Raw genomic sequence first — 13,613 nt, 5'->3', positions numbered from 1 at the left:
AAGGATTGCACTTTATCCGCAAGACGATCTTGCAAAGTGCTCTGTATAGAAAAATCCGGTCCGGCAACCATTGCCGGACCGGATTTTTCATGACCAATTGTCCAATAGCGTGCCGTTCTTACCATAAACAGGATCCGTCAAAGGTAGCGGTACACTTTGGATATCTTCAAGCACATAGGGCCGCTCGCCGGGTTCTCCGGTCTTTGTGTTGTAGCTGACGCCGTTCGGATATGCGCCGACCACTTGAAATGCGCTGTCCGAGCTGATTTTTTTATGACCGGTTCCGGCAGGCAGCACAAGGACATCGCCTTCTTTCACTTTCAACTGTTCGCCGCTTTCGCCGCCCAGCTGAAGAATAGCCGTTCCGGAGCGGATGCCGATCACTTCATGCGTATTGCTGTGATAGTGGTGGTAATCAAAAACGCCCCCGGTCCAGCTGTTTTGCCAATTGTTTTGATTGAAGACTTTCTCCATTCGTTCCGGGTCCTCTTTGAACGCCTCCGGATAGAAAATGACATTCAGCGCAGGGTTGTTCGGAATCACGCCATCATCTTCGAAATGATAAAATTGTTCGTTTGCCATAAGCTCCCAGCTCCTTTCATTAGAGTCTGTTTACCCTACCGCAAATCATTTTAAGCCCGATGGCGCTTCTTCTGCTGTTTAAAAACCGAGTCTTTCCCTCACCTCTGCTGCAAAATTCTGGCTGATTGGCAAAACCGACCCATCCTTCAGCGTAAGCCCTAAATTAGAAGCCAAATCGCGCGAGATCTCCTCTATATAATGAATGTTGACAATATAGGCACGGTGGACCGGCAAAAAATAGTCCGGCAGCTGGGAGCGGAGGTTTTTTAAGGTATGGATTGAACAATAGGTTTCTTCTTCTGCATAGAACCAAGTCTTTTTCTGGCTGCTTTCAATATGGGAGATTCTCTCGACCGGCACCGGCCGCCATGCTTCTTCCATCTTCCCTGTCAGGAATTTCAGCGGGCCCTTTTGCCGCAATGGGTAATCCGCCGGCAATATGACGACAAGCACACCGCTCATCCCGCCTATTTGGACGGGGTAGCCGATGCCGTAATACGGCCAACCTGCAACAGCAGCGTCCACCCCTTTTTCAATCCGCTTGCCTTCTTTCCCCACATGGTCGGCGATGCTTCCCGCAAGTACAGGCTGCCCTTCCACAATCGGCAGCCGCTGGATCCCTTCTTTGCAATATATGTAGCACCCATCCACCGCGATTGCAATGGAAGCCTCCTTTGGAATCCAATCCCCGATAATGAACCCCATCTGCTCCAACACATTATGTTCCATACCGCCGCTCCCCTTTCAACTGAGTTTGTCGCCATATTTCCGCTCTTGTCACGTTATATTTGATTTCATCCAATTTTCAAGACAGTTTGAATTATCTGTTATATAGTAATATACATCAAAACAAACTGTATTAATACAGTTGATTCAAAATTTTTTATTCGAAAGGGATGGGATGAATGACGACAAAGCAGCAGCAAGCAGAACAATTGAAAACGAGTTGGGAACAGGACAGCAGATGGAATGGTATTGAACGCCCTTATACAGCGGAGGAAGTCGTGAAGCTTCGCGGGTCTGTCCTTATTGAACATACACTGGCTAAAAGGGGTGCAGAGCGGCTGTTCCGTTCGATCCACGAAACCGATTTTGTCAATGCGCTTGGCGCACTGACCGGCAACCAGGCGGTCCAGCAAGTGAAAGCGGGCCTGCAAGCCATCTACTTGAGCGGCTGGCAAGTAGCGGCGGATGCCAACTCTGCCGGCCAGATGTATCCGGACCAAAGTTTGTACCCGGTCAATTCCGTGCCCGATGTCGTGAAAAAGATCAACCGCGCCTTGCAGCGCGCTGACCAAATCGACAGTGTTGAGAATACGGAAGGTTTCGACTGGTTCGCGCCGATTGTCGCAGATGCAGAAGCCGGTTTCGGCGGACCGCTCAACGTATTCGAATTGATGAAATCGATGATCGAAGCCGGAGCCGCCGGCGTCCATTTTGAAGATCAGCTTGCTTCCGAGAAAAAATGCGGCCATTTGGGCGGCAAGGTGCTCTTGCCTACGCAGAACGCCGTAAGAAATCTGGTTTCAGCGAGGCTCGCCGCTGACGTGCTCGGCGTACCGACCTTGATCATCGCGCGTACCGATGCCGATGCCGCAGATTTGATCACGAGCGACATCGATCCGCGCGACCATGAGTTTATTACCGGCGAACGCACACCGGAAGGCTTTTACCGGACCAGAGCCGGAATCGACCAAGCCATTTCCCGCGGACTTGCCTATGCACCTTATGCAGATCTGGTATGGTGCGAAACGTCCCATCCGAACTTGGAGGAAGCGCAGCAGTTCGCGGACGCGATCCATGCCAAGTTCCCTGGCAAGCTGCTCGCTTATAATTGCTCCCCTTCGTTCAACTGGGAAGCGAAACTCGACAAAGAAACCATTGCGAAGTTCCAGGTCGAACTCGGCAAGATGGGCTATAAATTCCAATTCGTTACACTTGCCGGCTTCCATGCCTTGAACCATAGCATGTTCGAACTTGCTTACGACTACAAAGACCACGGCATGGCCGCCTACTCGAAATTGCAGCAGGCCGAATTCGACAACGAAGCGAAAGGCTACACGGCAACCCGCCACCAGCGCGAAGTCGGCACCGGCTATTTCGATGAAGTGTCGCAGATCATCTCTGGCGGCACAAGTTCGACGACTGCCATGAGCGGTTCTACAGAAGCAGCCCAGTTCACAGCAGCAAAATGAAAGGATGATCCCATTGCTGACCAAATCGACAATTCAAGTTACAGGTGAGAAAATCCCTCGAATGGAAACCATTTTAACGCCGGAAGCGTTGGAATTCATTGAAAAACTGCATGTGAACTTCAACAAACGCCGCGAAGGCCTGCTCGAACAGCGGCAAGTGCGTCAACAGGAAATCGATGCGGGTACACCGCTCAGCTTCCTGCCGGAAACGGCGCATATCCGGGAAAGCGACTGGACGATTGCGCCGTTGCCGGAGGACATGAAAGACCGCAGGGTGGAGATCACTGGCCCGACGAATCGCAAGATGCTCATCAACGCGCTGAATTCCGGCGCGAAGATGTTCATGGCCGATCTCGAGGATGCTACGGCGCCCAGCTGGTTCAATGTAATTGACGGCCAAGTGAATCTGTATGACGCTGTTCGGCGGCAAATCGATTTCGAAGCGCCGGAGACCGGAAAGAAATACGCACTCCATGAAAAAACTGCAGTGCTGATGGTCCGCCCGCGCGGCTGGCATCTCTTGGAGAAGAATATCCAGATCGATGGCAAACCGGTGTCCGGCAGCCTCGTCGATTTCGGGCTCTATTTCTTCCACAATGCCAAAGAATCCTTGGCACGCGGCACTGGCCCTTATTTCTACTTGCCGAAACTGGAAAGCCATCTGGAAGCCCGCTTGTGGAACGACGTTTTCATCTTTGCGCAAAACGAGCTTGGCATCCCGCAAGGCACCATCCGCGCGACTGTCCTGATTGAGACGATCCTCGCCGCGTTTGAGATGGATGAGATCCTTTACGAGCTGCGCGATCATTCTGCAGGGCTCAATTGCGGGCGCTGGGATTATATCTTCAGCGTCATCAAGCGGATGCGCAACCGGCCGGGGTACCTCTTCCCCGACCGGTCGCAAGTGACAATGACAGTCCCGTTCATACGGGCCTATACTCAGCTCTGCATCAAAACTTGCCATAAACGCAATGCCCCGGCACTGGGCGGCATGGCTGCCCAGATTCCCGTCAAAGGCGATCCTGAAGCGAATGAGTCCGCTTTCCAGAAAGTGCGCGAAGACAAGCGCCGGGAAGCGATGGACGGGCACGATGGCACTTGGGTTGCCCATCCGGGAATGGTCACGGTCGCCATGGAAGAATTTGATGAACACATGCCTGAGCCGAACCAGATCCACCGGAAACGGGAAGATATCCAGGTCACTGCACAGGACCTGACCGAAGTTCCCACCGGCACGATCACCGAAGACGGCCTGCGCTCCAATATTTCCGTCGGCATCCAGTACATCGCCTCCTGGCTGTCCGGCAACGGCGCCGCTCCCATCAACAACTTGATGGAAGATGCAGCGACTGCTGAAATCTCCCGTTCCCAAGTCTGGCAATGGATTCGCCATCCGAAAGGGATTCTCGATGATGGACGGAAAATTACGGTTTCCTTGTTCCAAGAAGTGATGGAAGAAGAAACAGCGAAGATCCGTGAGGCCGCCGGCGATGCAAAATACGCCGAAGGACATTTCGAAGAAGCCCGTGCGTTGTTCGCCGAGCTTACGCTCCAAAGTGAATTTGCTGAATTTCTGACGCTGCCAGGGTATCAACGACTAAACTAAAACGTACTTGGAGGAGATCAATATGAAAAACATGCAAACTTACGGGACCCGTTCAAAGAAAGAATGCCGGGAATGCGGATGCGAAATCAAGGAACAACGCGAATCGATCATCTATGAATGCGAGCGCTGCAGCGCAAACAAAGACGAGTAGACGGAGATCAAAGGACGGCCTTCCAAGGCTGTCCTTTTTCTTTTTCATGGAGCTGGCTGTTGGCCCTGTGGGGCCGTACCTCAGCTGCCCGGGAGGCATCGGCAGCGCCCTGCTTACTCAGGCCGGAGGTGGTCTGCCGGACTCAAAAAAAGCCCAAGCAGCGGGCTTGGGCTTAACGGGACTTACGATTGGTCCGAAGAAGGGATGCGATAGCGCGAATCATCTTTGACCGTATTGAACACTTCAATAAAACGTGTGCCTTTTTTTGCCGGCTCGGCCGGAGCTTCTTCCGCTCCAAGAACTTCTTTCAACGGTTTGGAGGCAGGCTCGATGATTTGAGAATCGAAGTCTTCCATCAAATCCTGAAGGGCATCATAGCTGTCGATGCCTTTGTCTTTCTTCACTTTTTCAAACAGGGCTTCCGACTCCTGCTCCGTCAGTTCTACGTACCCGACTGTTATGCGCTGTACTGCCATTTAAAAAACCTCCCTGGGATGCCTGAATGCGATTTCTCTTCTATACCCGCGGCCGTGAGCGGAATAAACCTGAACTAGAAGCACTGCCTTCTTTGAGGTATGATAAAACCATCAGAAAAATCCAAGAGACCGGAGTGAATGCCATGCGTGTTGCGATATTCGATTTTGACGGAACGCTATATTCCAAAGAAACGTTCAAGGTGATGATGGAACACTTGAAGAACCACCCCATCCACAGCAGACGCTACCGCCAGTTCTACCGCGCCATCATGCCGCCGTACATCGGCTCAAAGCTGAAGCTGGTATCGGTCAAGAAGATGCGGGAAAGTTCGGTCCAGGCATATCTTGCAGCGCTTGAAAGTTTTACCCAGACTGAACTGGAAAGCTATTTCCGGGAAATCGCAGACAAGATGCACGGTGACTTCAACCCAAATGTGGTGGAGCGGCTGAAAAAGCATGTCCACAACGAGGATTACGTCATGCTGGTTTCCGGCGCGTTCACGCCGCTCCTCCATGCCGTCACGGAAAAGCTCCCGATCGGGACCATAATCGGCACCGATATCCCTTACCAAGCCGACATACTCGATCACCGGGCAAAAATCTCCCATATTCAAGGCCCGCTGAAAACCGAAAAAATCCACGCAGCCCTTGCCGGGAAAGACATCGACTGGGCGAACAGCTTCGCCTATGGCGACAGCCTTTCCGATCTTCCTGTACTCGAACTTGTCGGCCATCCTGTTGCCGTACAGCCTGAGCCGCGGCTGCTCACCGTTGCAAAAGAGCGCAAATGGGAAATTCTTTAAACTGGCGGTCCGCTCCTGCGGATCGTTTTTCTTCTGCATATTTTTGCATATCTTCTGCATAATCCCTCAAAATCTCCTTCTTCTCTCTATAAATCGGGCTGATATCCAGTACCTCTTTCTTTCCATCTTTCACGTATTTGGATGTAGCTCCATGTAATGGCATCCGGTCCCGGACCCTGCAACTCTTCAGGTCCATCCTCCTAACAGCCGCATCGATGAAAAAATATTTTCACCCCCCTCTCCCTTTCCTTTCTTTTATACGGTAAACTGTTTAAAAGTGAAAATTCAGTTTTTATTCACTGGAAGGAGGGGAAAAATGGGGCTTTGCAAATGCTCCTTTATTTGTTAAAATGCATTTAGATGTATAAATATCCAAAGACAATTTTAGGGGGAATAGAAATGGCAATCGCAAAAAAATATTCAGCAATGGCTTTATTCGCATCGGCAGCTCTTCTGCTTGGAGCGTGCGGCAGCGACACGGCAGATTCAGGAGATTCCGGATCATCAGAAGAGAAAAAAGTACTGGAAATGGGAACTTCCGCAGAATTTCCGCCATTTGAATCACGCGATGCATCCGGTGAATTTGTCGGCTTTGACATCGATCTTGCCAATCATATTGCCGACGAACTCGGCTATGAATTGAACATCACCGATATGAAATTCGACGGGCTGATCGGCGCGCTGCAGAATGACCGCGTTGATATGGTCGTAGCAGGAATGTCCGCAACCGACCAGCGCAAAGAGAATGTCGACTTTTCGACGGAATACCACTTCTCCGGTGAGATGTTCGTAACGAAGAAAGATTCGGACGTCAAGACGCTTGAAGACTTGGAAGGCAAAACAGTCGGCGTCCAGCTCGGCACCATCCAGGAAGAAGGCGCCAATAAAATCCTAGAAGAAGGCGACATCAAATTCGAGTTGAAAGCGCTCGATGATTCAGGTGCATTGATCCAGGAGATCCTTTCAAACCGCATCGACGCCGCTTACATGGATAAAGAAGTGGCAAAAGGCTACGTAGAAGCCCAGAATTTGGGCGCATTCGACGATCCGACAACTGCATCTCCAGGCATGGCCATCGCATTCCCGAAAGGCAGTGAACTGGTCGAGGAAGTCAATGGCGTGCTTGCCGAAATGGAAGAAAGCGGTGAGATGCAGGAACTGAAAGAGAAATGGGAAATCGAAGAGTAAATCTTTCTTATAGAAAAGAGTTGTAGACTATGAACCTGGATTTTTCACAGATGGTCCCCTATATCCCTTTCATGCTGGAAGGGATATGGGTCACCTTAAAGTTTGTCTTCTTCGCCATCATCCTGGGCTCGATCCTCGGGACGATCTTGGCATTGTTCAAAATCGGCTCCATCCGGCCGCTGCGCTGGTTCGCGGACGCGTACACGTCGATTTTCCGCGGGACGCCGCTCATCCTGCAATTGATGATCATCTACTACTCCATCCCGCAGCTGACCGGCTATGATATTTCGCCATTCCTGTCTGCGATCCTGGCGTTCGGACTGAACTCATCCGCTTACATTTCTGAAATTATCCGCGCCGGCATCCAGGCGGTCGATAAAGGCCAGATGGAAGCAGCACAGGCGCTCGGCGTCCCTTACCGGGCAATGATGACCGATATCATCCTGCCGCAGGCATTGAAGAACATCCTTCCTGCCCTGATGAACGAATTCATCACATTGACAAAAGAGTCGGCGATCGTCTCGACAATCGGCTATCTCGATTTGATGCGCCGTGCGCAAGTGGTCGGCTCCGATTTGTTCCGCAACTTCGAACCTTTGCTGTTCGTCGGTTTGATCTACTGGTGCTTGGTCATGGGATTAACGGTGCTCGGCAGAATGTTCGAACGGAGGCTGAAGCAAAGTGATTAAAGTGGAACACCTTTATAAGAAATTCGGCAACAATGAAGTATTGAAAGACATCACGGCCCATATTGAAAAAGGCGAAGTGGTCTCGATCATTGGGCCATCGGGATCGGGGAAATCGACCTTCCTCCGATGCCTCAACATGCTGGAAATCCCGACTTCCGGGACAGTGATCGTCAACGGACAGGATTTGACCGGCCCGAAAAAGGACATCCAGAAAGTCCGCCAGCAAATCGGCATGGTGTTTCAGCATTTCCATTTGTTTCCGCATTTGACGGTGCTGGAGAACCTGACTTATGCGCCGATGAAAGTCAAAGGGGAAAAAAAGGCGCTGGCGGAAGAAAAAGCGCGCACGCTCTTGAAGCGCGTCGGTTTGTCGGAAAAAGAAAACGCATATCCGAGCAGCCTGTCCGGCGGACAAAAGCAGCGCGTAGCAATTGCGCGTGCGCTGGCAATGGAACCCGATCTGATGCTGTTTGATGAACCGACATCCGCACTTGATCCAGAAATGGTCAAAGAAGTGCTCGATGTCATGAAAGACCTTGCGAAAAGCGGGATGACCATGGCGGTCGTAACGCATGAAATGGGCTTCGCCCGTGAAGTGGCGGACCGTGTCCTGTTTCTCGACCACGGCGTATTGGTCGAAGAGGGCCAGCCGGCCGAGTTCTTCAGCAGCCCGCGCACCGAACGTGCACGCGATTTCCTTGAAAAAGTCCTGTAACCTCAAAAACCTGTACAGAATGCTTTTCTGTACAGGTTTTTGTTTGCCCCAACGTTCAAAGGATGCTCATATCTCGCTCCTCCCGCTCCCCTGCTCCGTGCTATAATCATCGGTGACGCAAAAAATAGAGGTGGGCTTGAAAATGGTGAGAAAAATTATCCTGTTGCTGTTCGTGGTGTTTTTCATGGCGCTGGTCCTGTTCACAGGCATGATGTTCATTACAAACGAAACGGAAGTTTATTCAAATGAAGAAATCACGCTATTTGCTGAAAAACCGGCGTTCTTCACGTTGTCTGATCCATCGGTTAGAGAAGAAGGCGCAGATGTGATACGAAAGCGCGGCTTGTCATTGTTCGGCATTCCGCTTGGAAGCTACACGCTGACTGAGCGGACATTGGACAACGGTGTATCTATTATTTTCGAGCATGTTGAAAATACGAGCTGGATGCCATTCGTTTTGTCGCTCCAGACAGAAGGCATCGATGACGCCGCTGTTAAGACGTGGAATCCGGCACCGGTTTCCCGGGAAGCGGATCCCGGATTCGGCAGCGATCCGACATCCAACCCGTACGGCACTGTTCCTGCAGACGAGGGTGAAATCCTTCAGGGCAACGTCTACGTCTCCCGCGGCCTGACACTTGGCAATGGCGAAGAAGTCAACGAACTGCGCCACGAAGTTTCCGAGTTCACTGCAGAAGAAGGACGCATCGAGAAAAGTTTTTGGGTATCGCCGAAATACCAGGCAGACACTTGGCTGATGATGTCGCCTGAACCGTTCTTTGCCGCTGAGTCCGAAGAGGACGCCTGGATCAATCATGCACTGGAGAATCGCCAGGAACAATTGAACTGGCTGACGCCGGAAGGGCCGCTCGTTAAAATCCCATTGACAGACGACCTTCGGACAGAACTCGCATACGAGGTCGTTGAAGAACGCACCAATGATTCCGTCTCTGCAGAATGGAACGAATCAGCGCCTTCGGTCTTTTTCGAGACGATGATCCTGAACGCCGAAATCAATCAAACCCGGTAAAACTTGCCCATCATTAATTGATGGGCTTTTTTGTAACTTTCTTTCTCCCCTATCCGTCTTATCGAATAATTGGGAGGGATTGGCATGGGAAAAGTTTGGCTACTGACAATATTTATCTGGGCCACCAGCTTCGCAGCTGCATTTGCTGCCATGGATCCGGAGGAAATCAAAGAAATCAAACAGGCGGCACCTCTTCATCTGCGCGGAGAAGTGAGTGAGGATGCTTTCATAAAAGAAATCGATTTTCCGGGTCAGGAGCGCGTCATGTCAATAAAAGTTGCGGAAGTGCTGAAAGGGTCCGAACTGGTACACCCCGGCGAAACGATCGATGTCTTCTACACCTATATCCCCCACTGGCTCGAAGTGGAAGGCGGCGCGAAAATGGATATCGCTGTTTCAGATAAGATTGAAATTTGGCTTGTGTCAGAAGAGAGCACTTGGAAGCCGGCTGCTTCCGGTGACACCGTCACGCACTTGTTCAAAAGCGAAGAACGCCCTGAGCATATGGTTCAGCCGTTCACGGACGTTGCATCGGGATTTATCGACGAAATTCCGCTTCTCGTATACGTCATACTCTCGCTTGCCGCCACTCTAGGCCTTGTCTCATTCCTATCCGCCAGATTGGCCACCCATTTACGGTGAAAGGCGGAGTCCCTTCGCTTCCTAAAAGAAAGAATATTCAGTATAATAAAAGAAGATAGACAGAGCCATTCTTATTCGGCAGCTGCCCATTCTGTAAAAGGAGGTTGTTTCGCCATGGTACGCAAACAAGTGGACCCAGTGGAAATTGACCGGCAGTTCGATGAGGATTACTCAGCAGCGTTGAATATGATTGGTGAAGGTGCACCTGATTATGCAGCTGCCCAGGATGACTCTGTCCCAGAAGAAATGAAGCGTGAAGAAAGAAAAGCCCAGGATCTTCATTAAGCTTCATCACTCTCTTTGCGGACCAACCTTTTCATTTAAAAATCCCTTAAGAGCTCCATGCTCTTAAGGGATTTTTTTTATTCCATCATTTCTGCGACAATTTCATAAGAACGCAGCCGGTCTTCCTGATGGAAAATCTGCGAGTTGACGATGACTTCATCGGCCCGGGTTTTATTGATGAACGCCTGGAGTTTGTCGCGAACAACATCCGGGGTTCCGACAATCATCGATTCAGTATCCAATTTCTCCCGGAAAATAGCGATTTCCCGATCCGTCCACACATCCTCCAGCTTGTCGATCGGCGGCTGGAATGTCGTCGGCATGCCGCGCATCAGCGCAAACATCTGCTGCTGGCTGGAAGTGGCGAGCCATTCCGCACGCTCTTGCGTATCGGCAGCGATGACGTTCACGCCAACCATGGCATACGGAGCGTCCAATGCTGCAGAAGGCTTGAAATTCTGGTGGTATAATTGCAGCGCCTGCATCGTGAAGTCTGGCGCAAAGTGGCTGGCAAAAGAGAACGGCAGCCCTTTCAGCGCCGCAAGCTGGGCACTGAACCCGCTTGAGCCAAGAAGCCAAAGCGGCACATTCAGCCCAGTTCCAGGATATGCCTGCACACGCCCTTTCGGATGATCGGAAAAGAAGTTTTCCAGCTCCTCCACCAATTGCGGAAATTCATCCCCGCTGCTGTGCAGTGTGCGGCGGAGCGCATATGCCGTTGCCTGGTCGCTTCCCGGCGCACGTCCAAGCCCCAGGTCGATCCGTCCGGGATAAAGCGCTTCTAGCGTCCCAAACTGTTCGGCAATAACAAGCGGCGCATGGTTCGGCAGCATCACTCCGCCTGAGCCGACACGGATCCGCTCCGTTGAACCGGCGATATGGCCGATCAATACCGACGTTGCGGAACTGCCGATGCCGGGCATATTGTGGTGTTCTGCAAGCCAAAACCGGTTGAATCCTAATTTCTCTACGTGCTGCGCCAGTTCAGCGCTGTTCTTGAACGCCTGCCCCGGGCCGCTTCCTGCATTGATCGGTGCCAAGTCCAGCACCGACAGCGGGACATTGTTGAATTTTTTCGATTCCAAATAAATCACTCCTCATATTTACCATTGTAGCGATTTCTTCCACGCCCTTCACTTTTCCGGCTCACGGCATAGAAAAACCGGCTCTTTTCAGAGCCGGCTCAGACTGTAGAAAAAGTCTAATTTGATTGAACAGAGATGTATAAGCCCGACCGGGCTGGCCACTTCGCTTTCCGTGGGCTCGGCTTCAGTCTCCTCGTCACTGAAAAACCATGCTCCTGCATCGCTGCGCTAGCTTCGTCGCAAAGACTTGGCAGGCCAAGTCTTTCCTGCGGGGCCTTCAGCTCGAGTCGCTTCGCTGCTCCCACAGGAGTCTCCGTGGCCAGCCCGGTCGGGAGCGTCACCTGTATCAAAAAAAGGATTAAGACGCTTATTCTGCTTTGTGTATCTAGTTACAAGCCGCTGACTTTAGGATCCGCAACGGAAGGCGGCAAGGGCAAACATTGTGCTCCTGCAGTGCTTCGCACTTCGTCGCAAAGCCAATGACCGAACTCTCTTCGGTCATTGGCTTTCCTGCGGGATAGCGAAGTGCCGAAATCCACTCGGACGCCAGTCAATGCTTGACCGAAGCTTGCGAGGGCAAGCATTTGCGACGAGCTTGCGCAGGAGCACAGGTTCTTAGTTAGTTCGGCGCGAGCCCGCGGAAAGCGTCCGCCTGAAGTGGCGGATCCGGGATAGCTTCTCCTAAATGACTCTCATTCTTGAAGAGGAATAAATATTCTTTTGTATACAAGCTGAATCGGCTCTTTTCAGAGCCGGCTTCCGCTTTTTTCGTTGAGCACTTCGAGGAGTGTCGAGGCGAAGCGCATCACGGTATTGGATTCAAGGTCATGCAGCCGTTTGGCATGCGCCGGTTTGATTCCGGTCACAATGCACTCGACGCCCATGACCTTCAGCGATTGCATCAAGCCGTTCCAGAGCTTCAGCCCTTCTTCTTCGATCTGGTCCACCGCGGTAAAGTCGATGATGGCCGTTTCGACGTGCGAGTCGTGGATGTTTTTCAGGACATTGTCGCCGACCGCTTCCATTTTCACTGCCGTCAAGTCGCCGAAAAGCGGGATGAGCATCTGGTCGAGGTCCAGACGGATGCTCGGTGCAGAAAGCATTCGGACTCGCTGGAGCAGCTGCATGGAAAGCTCCTTTTCCTGAAACAGATCATAGTCGGTCTCGCGCAGCCGTTCCTGCAGGCGCCGCAATTGCTGCGAGATGCGCTCGATATTGTCCTCTTTGGAGATAACAACAACCGTCCAGCTTTCGTCGCTTTGCCATTTTCCATGAAGGTCGGCCAATAGGAGACCGCCGCTTGCAGAGACCACATTCATTTCAAACCGTACCGGACCTGTTTCCGGCATCAGCAATTTCTCCACTTTCTTCAAGCTGCCTTCATCAATCAAGTCCTTGAATGAAGCCGTTGGCCCGAAAAATTTTTCCGCTTCTTGAGAGATCCCCAACACTTTCAGTTCCTTCGATAATTTGAATGCCGGGAGCGGCAAGCCTTCAAACTGATATTCCGTATCCATCTTGCAGTTCCTCTCCCATCGTCAGCCATCGCTCTAATTGTTCAAGATCCTCCAAGACGATCGCGCCTTCATTGCGGAGCGCCTCCGGATTCGCTTTTGAAACTGCCCGTCCTCCCAAAAAGACAATCGGCTTCGGATCCAGTTCCAGAAATTCTTTGATATAGGTCTTGATCAACGGCAGGCGGTAGACTAGCGCCGCTGAAAGCGCTATTGCATCGGGCTCCCAGCGTTTTGCGGCATCCAACGCATGGTCAAGCGGCAAGTTCGGGCCAAGGTATTTCACCGACCAGCCGTTCTCACGGAACCGGCTCGATACCATTTTCAATCCGATGTAATGGTCTTCGCCTTCCGGGCCAAGGACCATCACTTTGCGTTCCGTGCCATCCCCCTGCTGTTTCCGGTTTTCGACAGCGGAAACAACAAAATCACAGACGGCAGTGGCCAAGTGTTCATCCGCTACCCCGATCTCATTGTTTTCCCACAATTCGCCGATATGGTACATTGCCGGCGTCAGCAATCGCGCAAAAAGTTCGTGCTGCGTATACTCCTCCAGAAATCTGCGAACTTGCACAAGGGCTTCCGCATCATTTCCATCCAGGAACAATTCCGCGAGTTGTATCGGTTGAATCATTCTTCAACCTCCTTCAAG

The 13,613-nt window shown here is 51.6% G+C and carries 16 protein-coding genes; 10 read left to right on the top strand and 6 right to left on the bottom strand.

Annotated elements, in window-relative coordinates; translation table 11 throughout:
* Positions 1 to 87: 87 nt before the first annotated feature.
* Together ACTL32_RS02090 and ACTL32_RS02085 are read right to left on the bottom strand one after the other, a co-directional pair.
* The gene (locus tag ACTL32_RS02090; protein ID WP_441339927.1) at positions 88 to 582 is read right to left on the bottom strand and encodes a cupin domain-containing protein; all 495 of its coding nucleotides are present in this window, start codon (positions 580 to 582) and stop codon (positions 88 to 90) included.
* Positions 583 to 660: 78 nt separating this feature from the next.
* The gene (locus tag ACTL32_RS02085; protein ID WP_441339926.1) at positions 661 to 1,311 is read right to left on the bottom strand and encodes a LytR/AlgR family response regulator transcription factor; all 651 of its coding nucleotides are present in this window, start codon (positions 1,309 to 1,311) and stop codon (positions 661 to 663) included.
* A gap of 176 nt (positions 1,312 to 1,487) precedes the next feature.
* On the opposite strand from ACTL32_RS02085, the gene aceA reads away from it, so the two are divergent.
* The 3 genes from aceA to ACTL32_RS02070 are packed head-to-tail and all read left to right on the top strand — an operon-like array spanning position 1,488 to position 4,534.
* Positions 1,488 to 2,777, top strand: a complete 1,290-nt coding sequence (gene aceA, locus ACTL32_RS02080) for an isocitrate lyase (RefSeq protein WP_441339925.1) — start codon at positions 1,488 to 1,490, stop codon at positions 2,775 to 2,777.
* A 4-nt stretch (positions 2,778 to 2,781) separates the two neighbouring features.
* Positions 2,782 to 4,383, top strand: a complete 1,602-nt coding sequence (gene aceB, locus ACTL32_RS02075) for a malate synthase A (RefSeq protein ID WP_441339924.1) — start codon at positions 2,782 to 2,784, stop codon at positions 4,381 to 4,383.
* A gap of 22 nt (positions 4,384 to 4,405) precedes the next feature.
* On the top strand, positions 4,406 to 4,534 hold the full coding sequence (locus ACTL32_RS02070) for a YhfH family protein (RefSeq protein WP_204890780.1): 129 nt from the start codon (positions 4,406 to 4,408) through the stop codon (positions 4,532 to 4,534).
* Between the two features lie 182 nt (positions 4,535 to 4,716).
* Here the strand turns inward: ACTL32_RS02070 and ACTL32_RS02065 are convergent, their stop codons facing one another.
* Positions 4,717 to 5,010, bottom strand: coding sequence for a hypothetical protein (locus ACTL32_RS02065; RefSeq protein ID WP_441339923.1), 294 nt, complete (start codon positions 5,008 to 5,010; stop codon positions 4,717 to 4,719).
* A 143-nt stretch (positions 5,011 to 5,153) separates the two neighbouring features.
* On the opposite strand from ACTL32_RS02065, the gene ACTL32_RS02060 reads away from it, so the two are divergent.
* The 7 genes from ACTL32_RS02060 (at position 5,154) to ACTL32_RS02030 (ending at position 10,362) form a co-directional block, all read left to right on the top strand.
* Positions 5,154 to 5,813 (top strand): HAD family hydrolase, encoded by a 660-nt coding sequence (locus tag ACTL32_RS02060; RefSeq protein ID WP_441339922.1) that lies wholly within the window; start codon positions 5,154 to 5,156, stop codon positions 5,811 to 5,813.
* A gap of 399 nt (positions 5,814 to 6,212) precedes the next feature.
* Entirely contained in the window at positions 6,213 to 7,001 is a 789-nt protein-coding gene (locus ACTL32_RS02055) for a transporter substrate-binding domain-containing protein (RefSeq protein ID WP_441339921.1), read from the top strand.
* 29 nt (positions 7,002 to 7,030) lie between these two features.
* Positions 7,031 to 7,690 (top strand): amino acid ABC transporter permease, encoded by a 660-nt coding sequence (locus ACTL32_RS02050; RefSeq protein ID WP_204890784.1) that lies wholly within the window; start codon positions 7,031 to 7,033, stop codon positions 7,688 to 7,690.
* Positions 7,683 to 8,405 carry an amino acid ABC transporter ATP-binding protein gene (locus ACTL32_RS02045; RefSeq protein WP_441339920.1) on the top strand — a complete coding sequence of 241 codons (723 nt, stop codon included), beginning with the start codon at positions 7,683 to 7,685 and terminating at the stop codon, positions 8,403 to 8,405. Before ACTL32_RS02050 ends, ACTL32_RS02045 begins: the two co-directional genes overlap by 8 nt.
* Before the next feature lie 142 nt (positions 8,406 to 8,547).
* Complete coding sequence (locus ACTL32_RS02040; protein WP_441339919.1) at positions 8,548 to 9,435, top strand: hypothetical protein; 888 nt, start codon at positions 8,548 to 8,550, stop codon at positions 9,433 to 9,435.
* Positions 9,436 to 9,519: 84 nt separating this feature from the next.
* Positions 9,520 to 10,077 carry a hypothetical protein gene (locus tag ACTL32_RS02035; RefSeq protein ID WP_441339918.1) on the top strand — a complete coding sequence of 186 codons (558 nt, stop codon included), beginning with the start codon at positions 9,520 to 9,522 and terminating at the stop codon, positions 10,075 to 10,077.
* A 114-nt stretch (positions 10,078 to 10,191) separates the two neighbouring features.
* On the top strand, positions 10,192 to 10,362 hold the full coding sequence (locus tag ACTL32_RS02030; RefSeq protein ID WP_204890788.1) for a hypothetical protein: 171 nt from the start codon (positions 10,192 to 10,194) through the stop codon (positions 10,360 to 10,362).
* 77 nt (positions 10,363 to 10,439) lie between these two features.
* Here the strand turns inward: ACTL32_RS02030 and ACTL32_RS02025 are convergent, their stop codons facing one another.
* The 3 genes from ACTL32_RS02025 to ACTL32_RS02015 form a co-directional block, all read right to left on the bottom strand.
* Positions 10,440 to 11,447: an LLM class flavin-dependent oxidoreductase gene (locus ACTL32_RS02025; protein ID WP_441339917.1), complete on the bottom strand. Its 1,008-nt coding sequence runs from the start codon at positions 11,445 to 11,447 to the stop codon at positions 10,440 to 10,442.
* A gap of 746 nt (positions 11,448 to 12,193) precedes the next feature.
* The gene (locus ACTL32_RS02020; protein WP_441339916.1) at positions 12,194 to 12,964 is read right to left on the bottom strand and encodes an STAS domain-containing protein; all 771 of its coding nucleotides are present in this window, start codon (positions 12,962 to 12,964) and stop codon (positions 12,194 to 12,196) included.
* Complete coding sequence (locus ACTL32_RS02015; RefSeq protein WP_441339915.1) at positions 12,942 to 13,595, bottom strand: cobalamin B12-binding domain-containing protein; 654 nt, start codon at positions 13,593 to 13,595, stop codon at positions 12,942 to 12,944. The genes ACTL32_RS02020 and ACTL32_RS02015 overlap by 23 nt, the downstream gene beginning before the upstream one ends.
* Positions 13,596 to 13,613: the final 18 nt, after the last annotated feature.

The sequence above is a fragment of the Planococcus sp. FY231025 genome (assembly GCF_052078085.1).
Taxonomy (GTDB): domain Bacteria; phylum Bacillota; class Bacilli; order Bacillales_A; family Planococcaceae; genus Planococcus.
Note: the sequence above shows the minus strand (reverse complement) of the source record. Positions and strands in the feature narration are given on the sequence as shown.

What these genes read in the sequence shown, in the direction of transcription:
- ACTL32_RS02050 (WP_204890784.1), top strand. Translation starts at nt 7,031, where the DNA reads ATGAACCTGGATTTTTCACAGATGGTCCCCTATATCCCTTTCATGCTG.
- ACTL32_RS02085 (WP_441339926.1), bottom strand. Translation starts at nt 1,311, where the DNA reads ATGGAACATAATGTGTTGGAGCAGATGGGGTTCATTATCGGGGATTGG.
- ACTL32_RS02040 (WP_441339919.1), top strand. Translation starts at nt 8,548, where the DNA reads ATGGTGAGAAAAATTATCCTGTTGCTGTTCGTGGTGTTTTTCATGGCG.
- ACTL32_RS02020 (WP_441339916.1), bottom strand. Translation starts at nt 12,964, where the DNA reads ATGGATACGGAATATCAGTTTGAAGGCTTGCCGCTCCCGGCATTCAAA.
- aceA (WP_441339925.1), top strand. Translation starts at nt 1,488, where the DNA reads ATGACGACAAAGCAGCAGCAAGCAGAACAATTGAAAACGAGTTGGGAA.
- ACTL32_RS02015 (WP_441339915.1), bottom strand. Translation starts at nt 13,595, where the DNA reads ATGATTCAACCGATACAACTCGCGGAATTGTTCCTGGATGGAAATGAT.
- ACTL32_RS02070 (WP_204890780.1), top strand. Translation starts at nt 4,406, where the DNA reads ATGAAAAACATGCAAACTTACGGGACCCGTTCAAAGAAAGAATGCCGG.
- ACTL32_RS02065 (WP_441339923.1), bottom strand. Translation starts at nt 5,010, where the DNA reads ATGGCAGTACAGCGCATAACAGTCGGGTACGTAGAACTGACGGAGCAG.
- ACTL32_RS02055 (WP_441339921.1), top strand. Translation starts at nt 6,213, where the DNA reads ATGGCAATCGCAAAAAAATATTCAGCAATGGCTTTATTCGCATCGGCA.
- aceB (WP_441339924.1), top strand. Translation starts at nt 2,782, where the DNA reads ATGATCCCATTGCTGACCAAATCGACAATTCAAGTTACAGGTGAGAAA.
- ACTL32_RS02035 (WP_441339918.1), top strand. Translation starts at nt 9,520, where the DNA reads ATGGGAAAAGTTTGGCTACTGACAATATTTATCTGGGCCACCAGCTTC.
- ACTL32_RS02090 (WP_441339927.1), bottom strand. Translation starts at nt 582, where the DNA reads ATGGCAAACGAACAATTTTATCATTTCGAAGATGATGGCGTGATTCCG.
- ACTL32_RS02030 (WP_204890788.1), top strand. Translation starts at nt 10,192, where the DNA reads ATGGTACGCAAACAAGTGGACCCAGTGGAAATTGACCGGCAGTTCGAT.
- ACTL32_RS02060 (WP_441339922.1), top strand. Translation starts at nt 5,154, where the DNA reads ATGCGTGTTGCGATATTCGATTTTGACGGAACGCTATATTCCAAAGAA.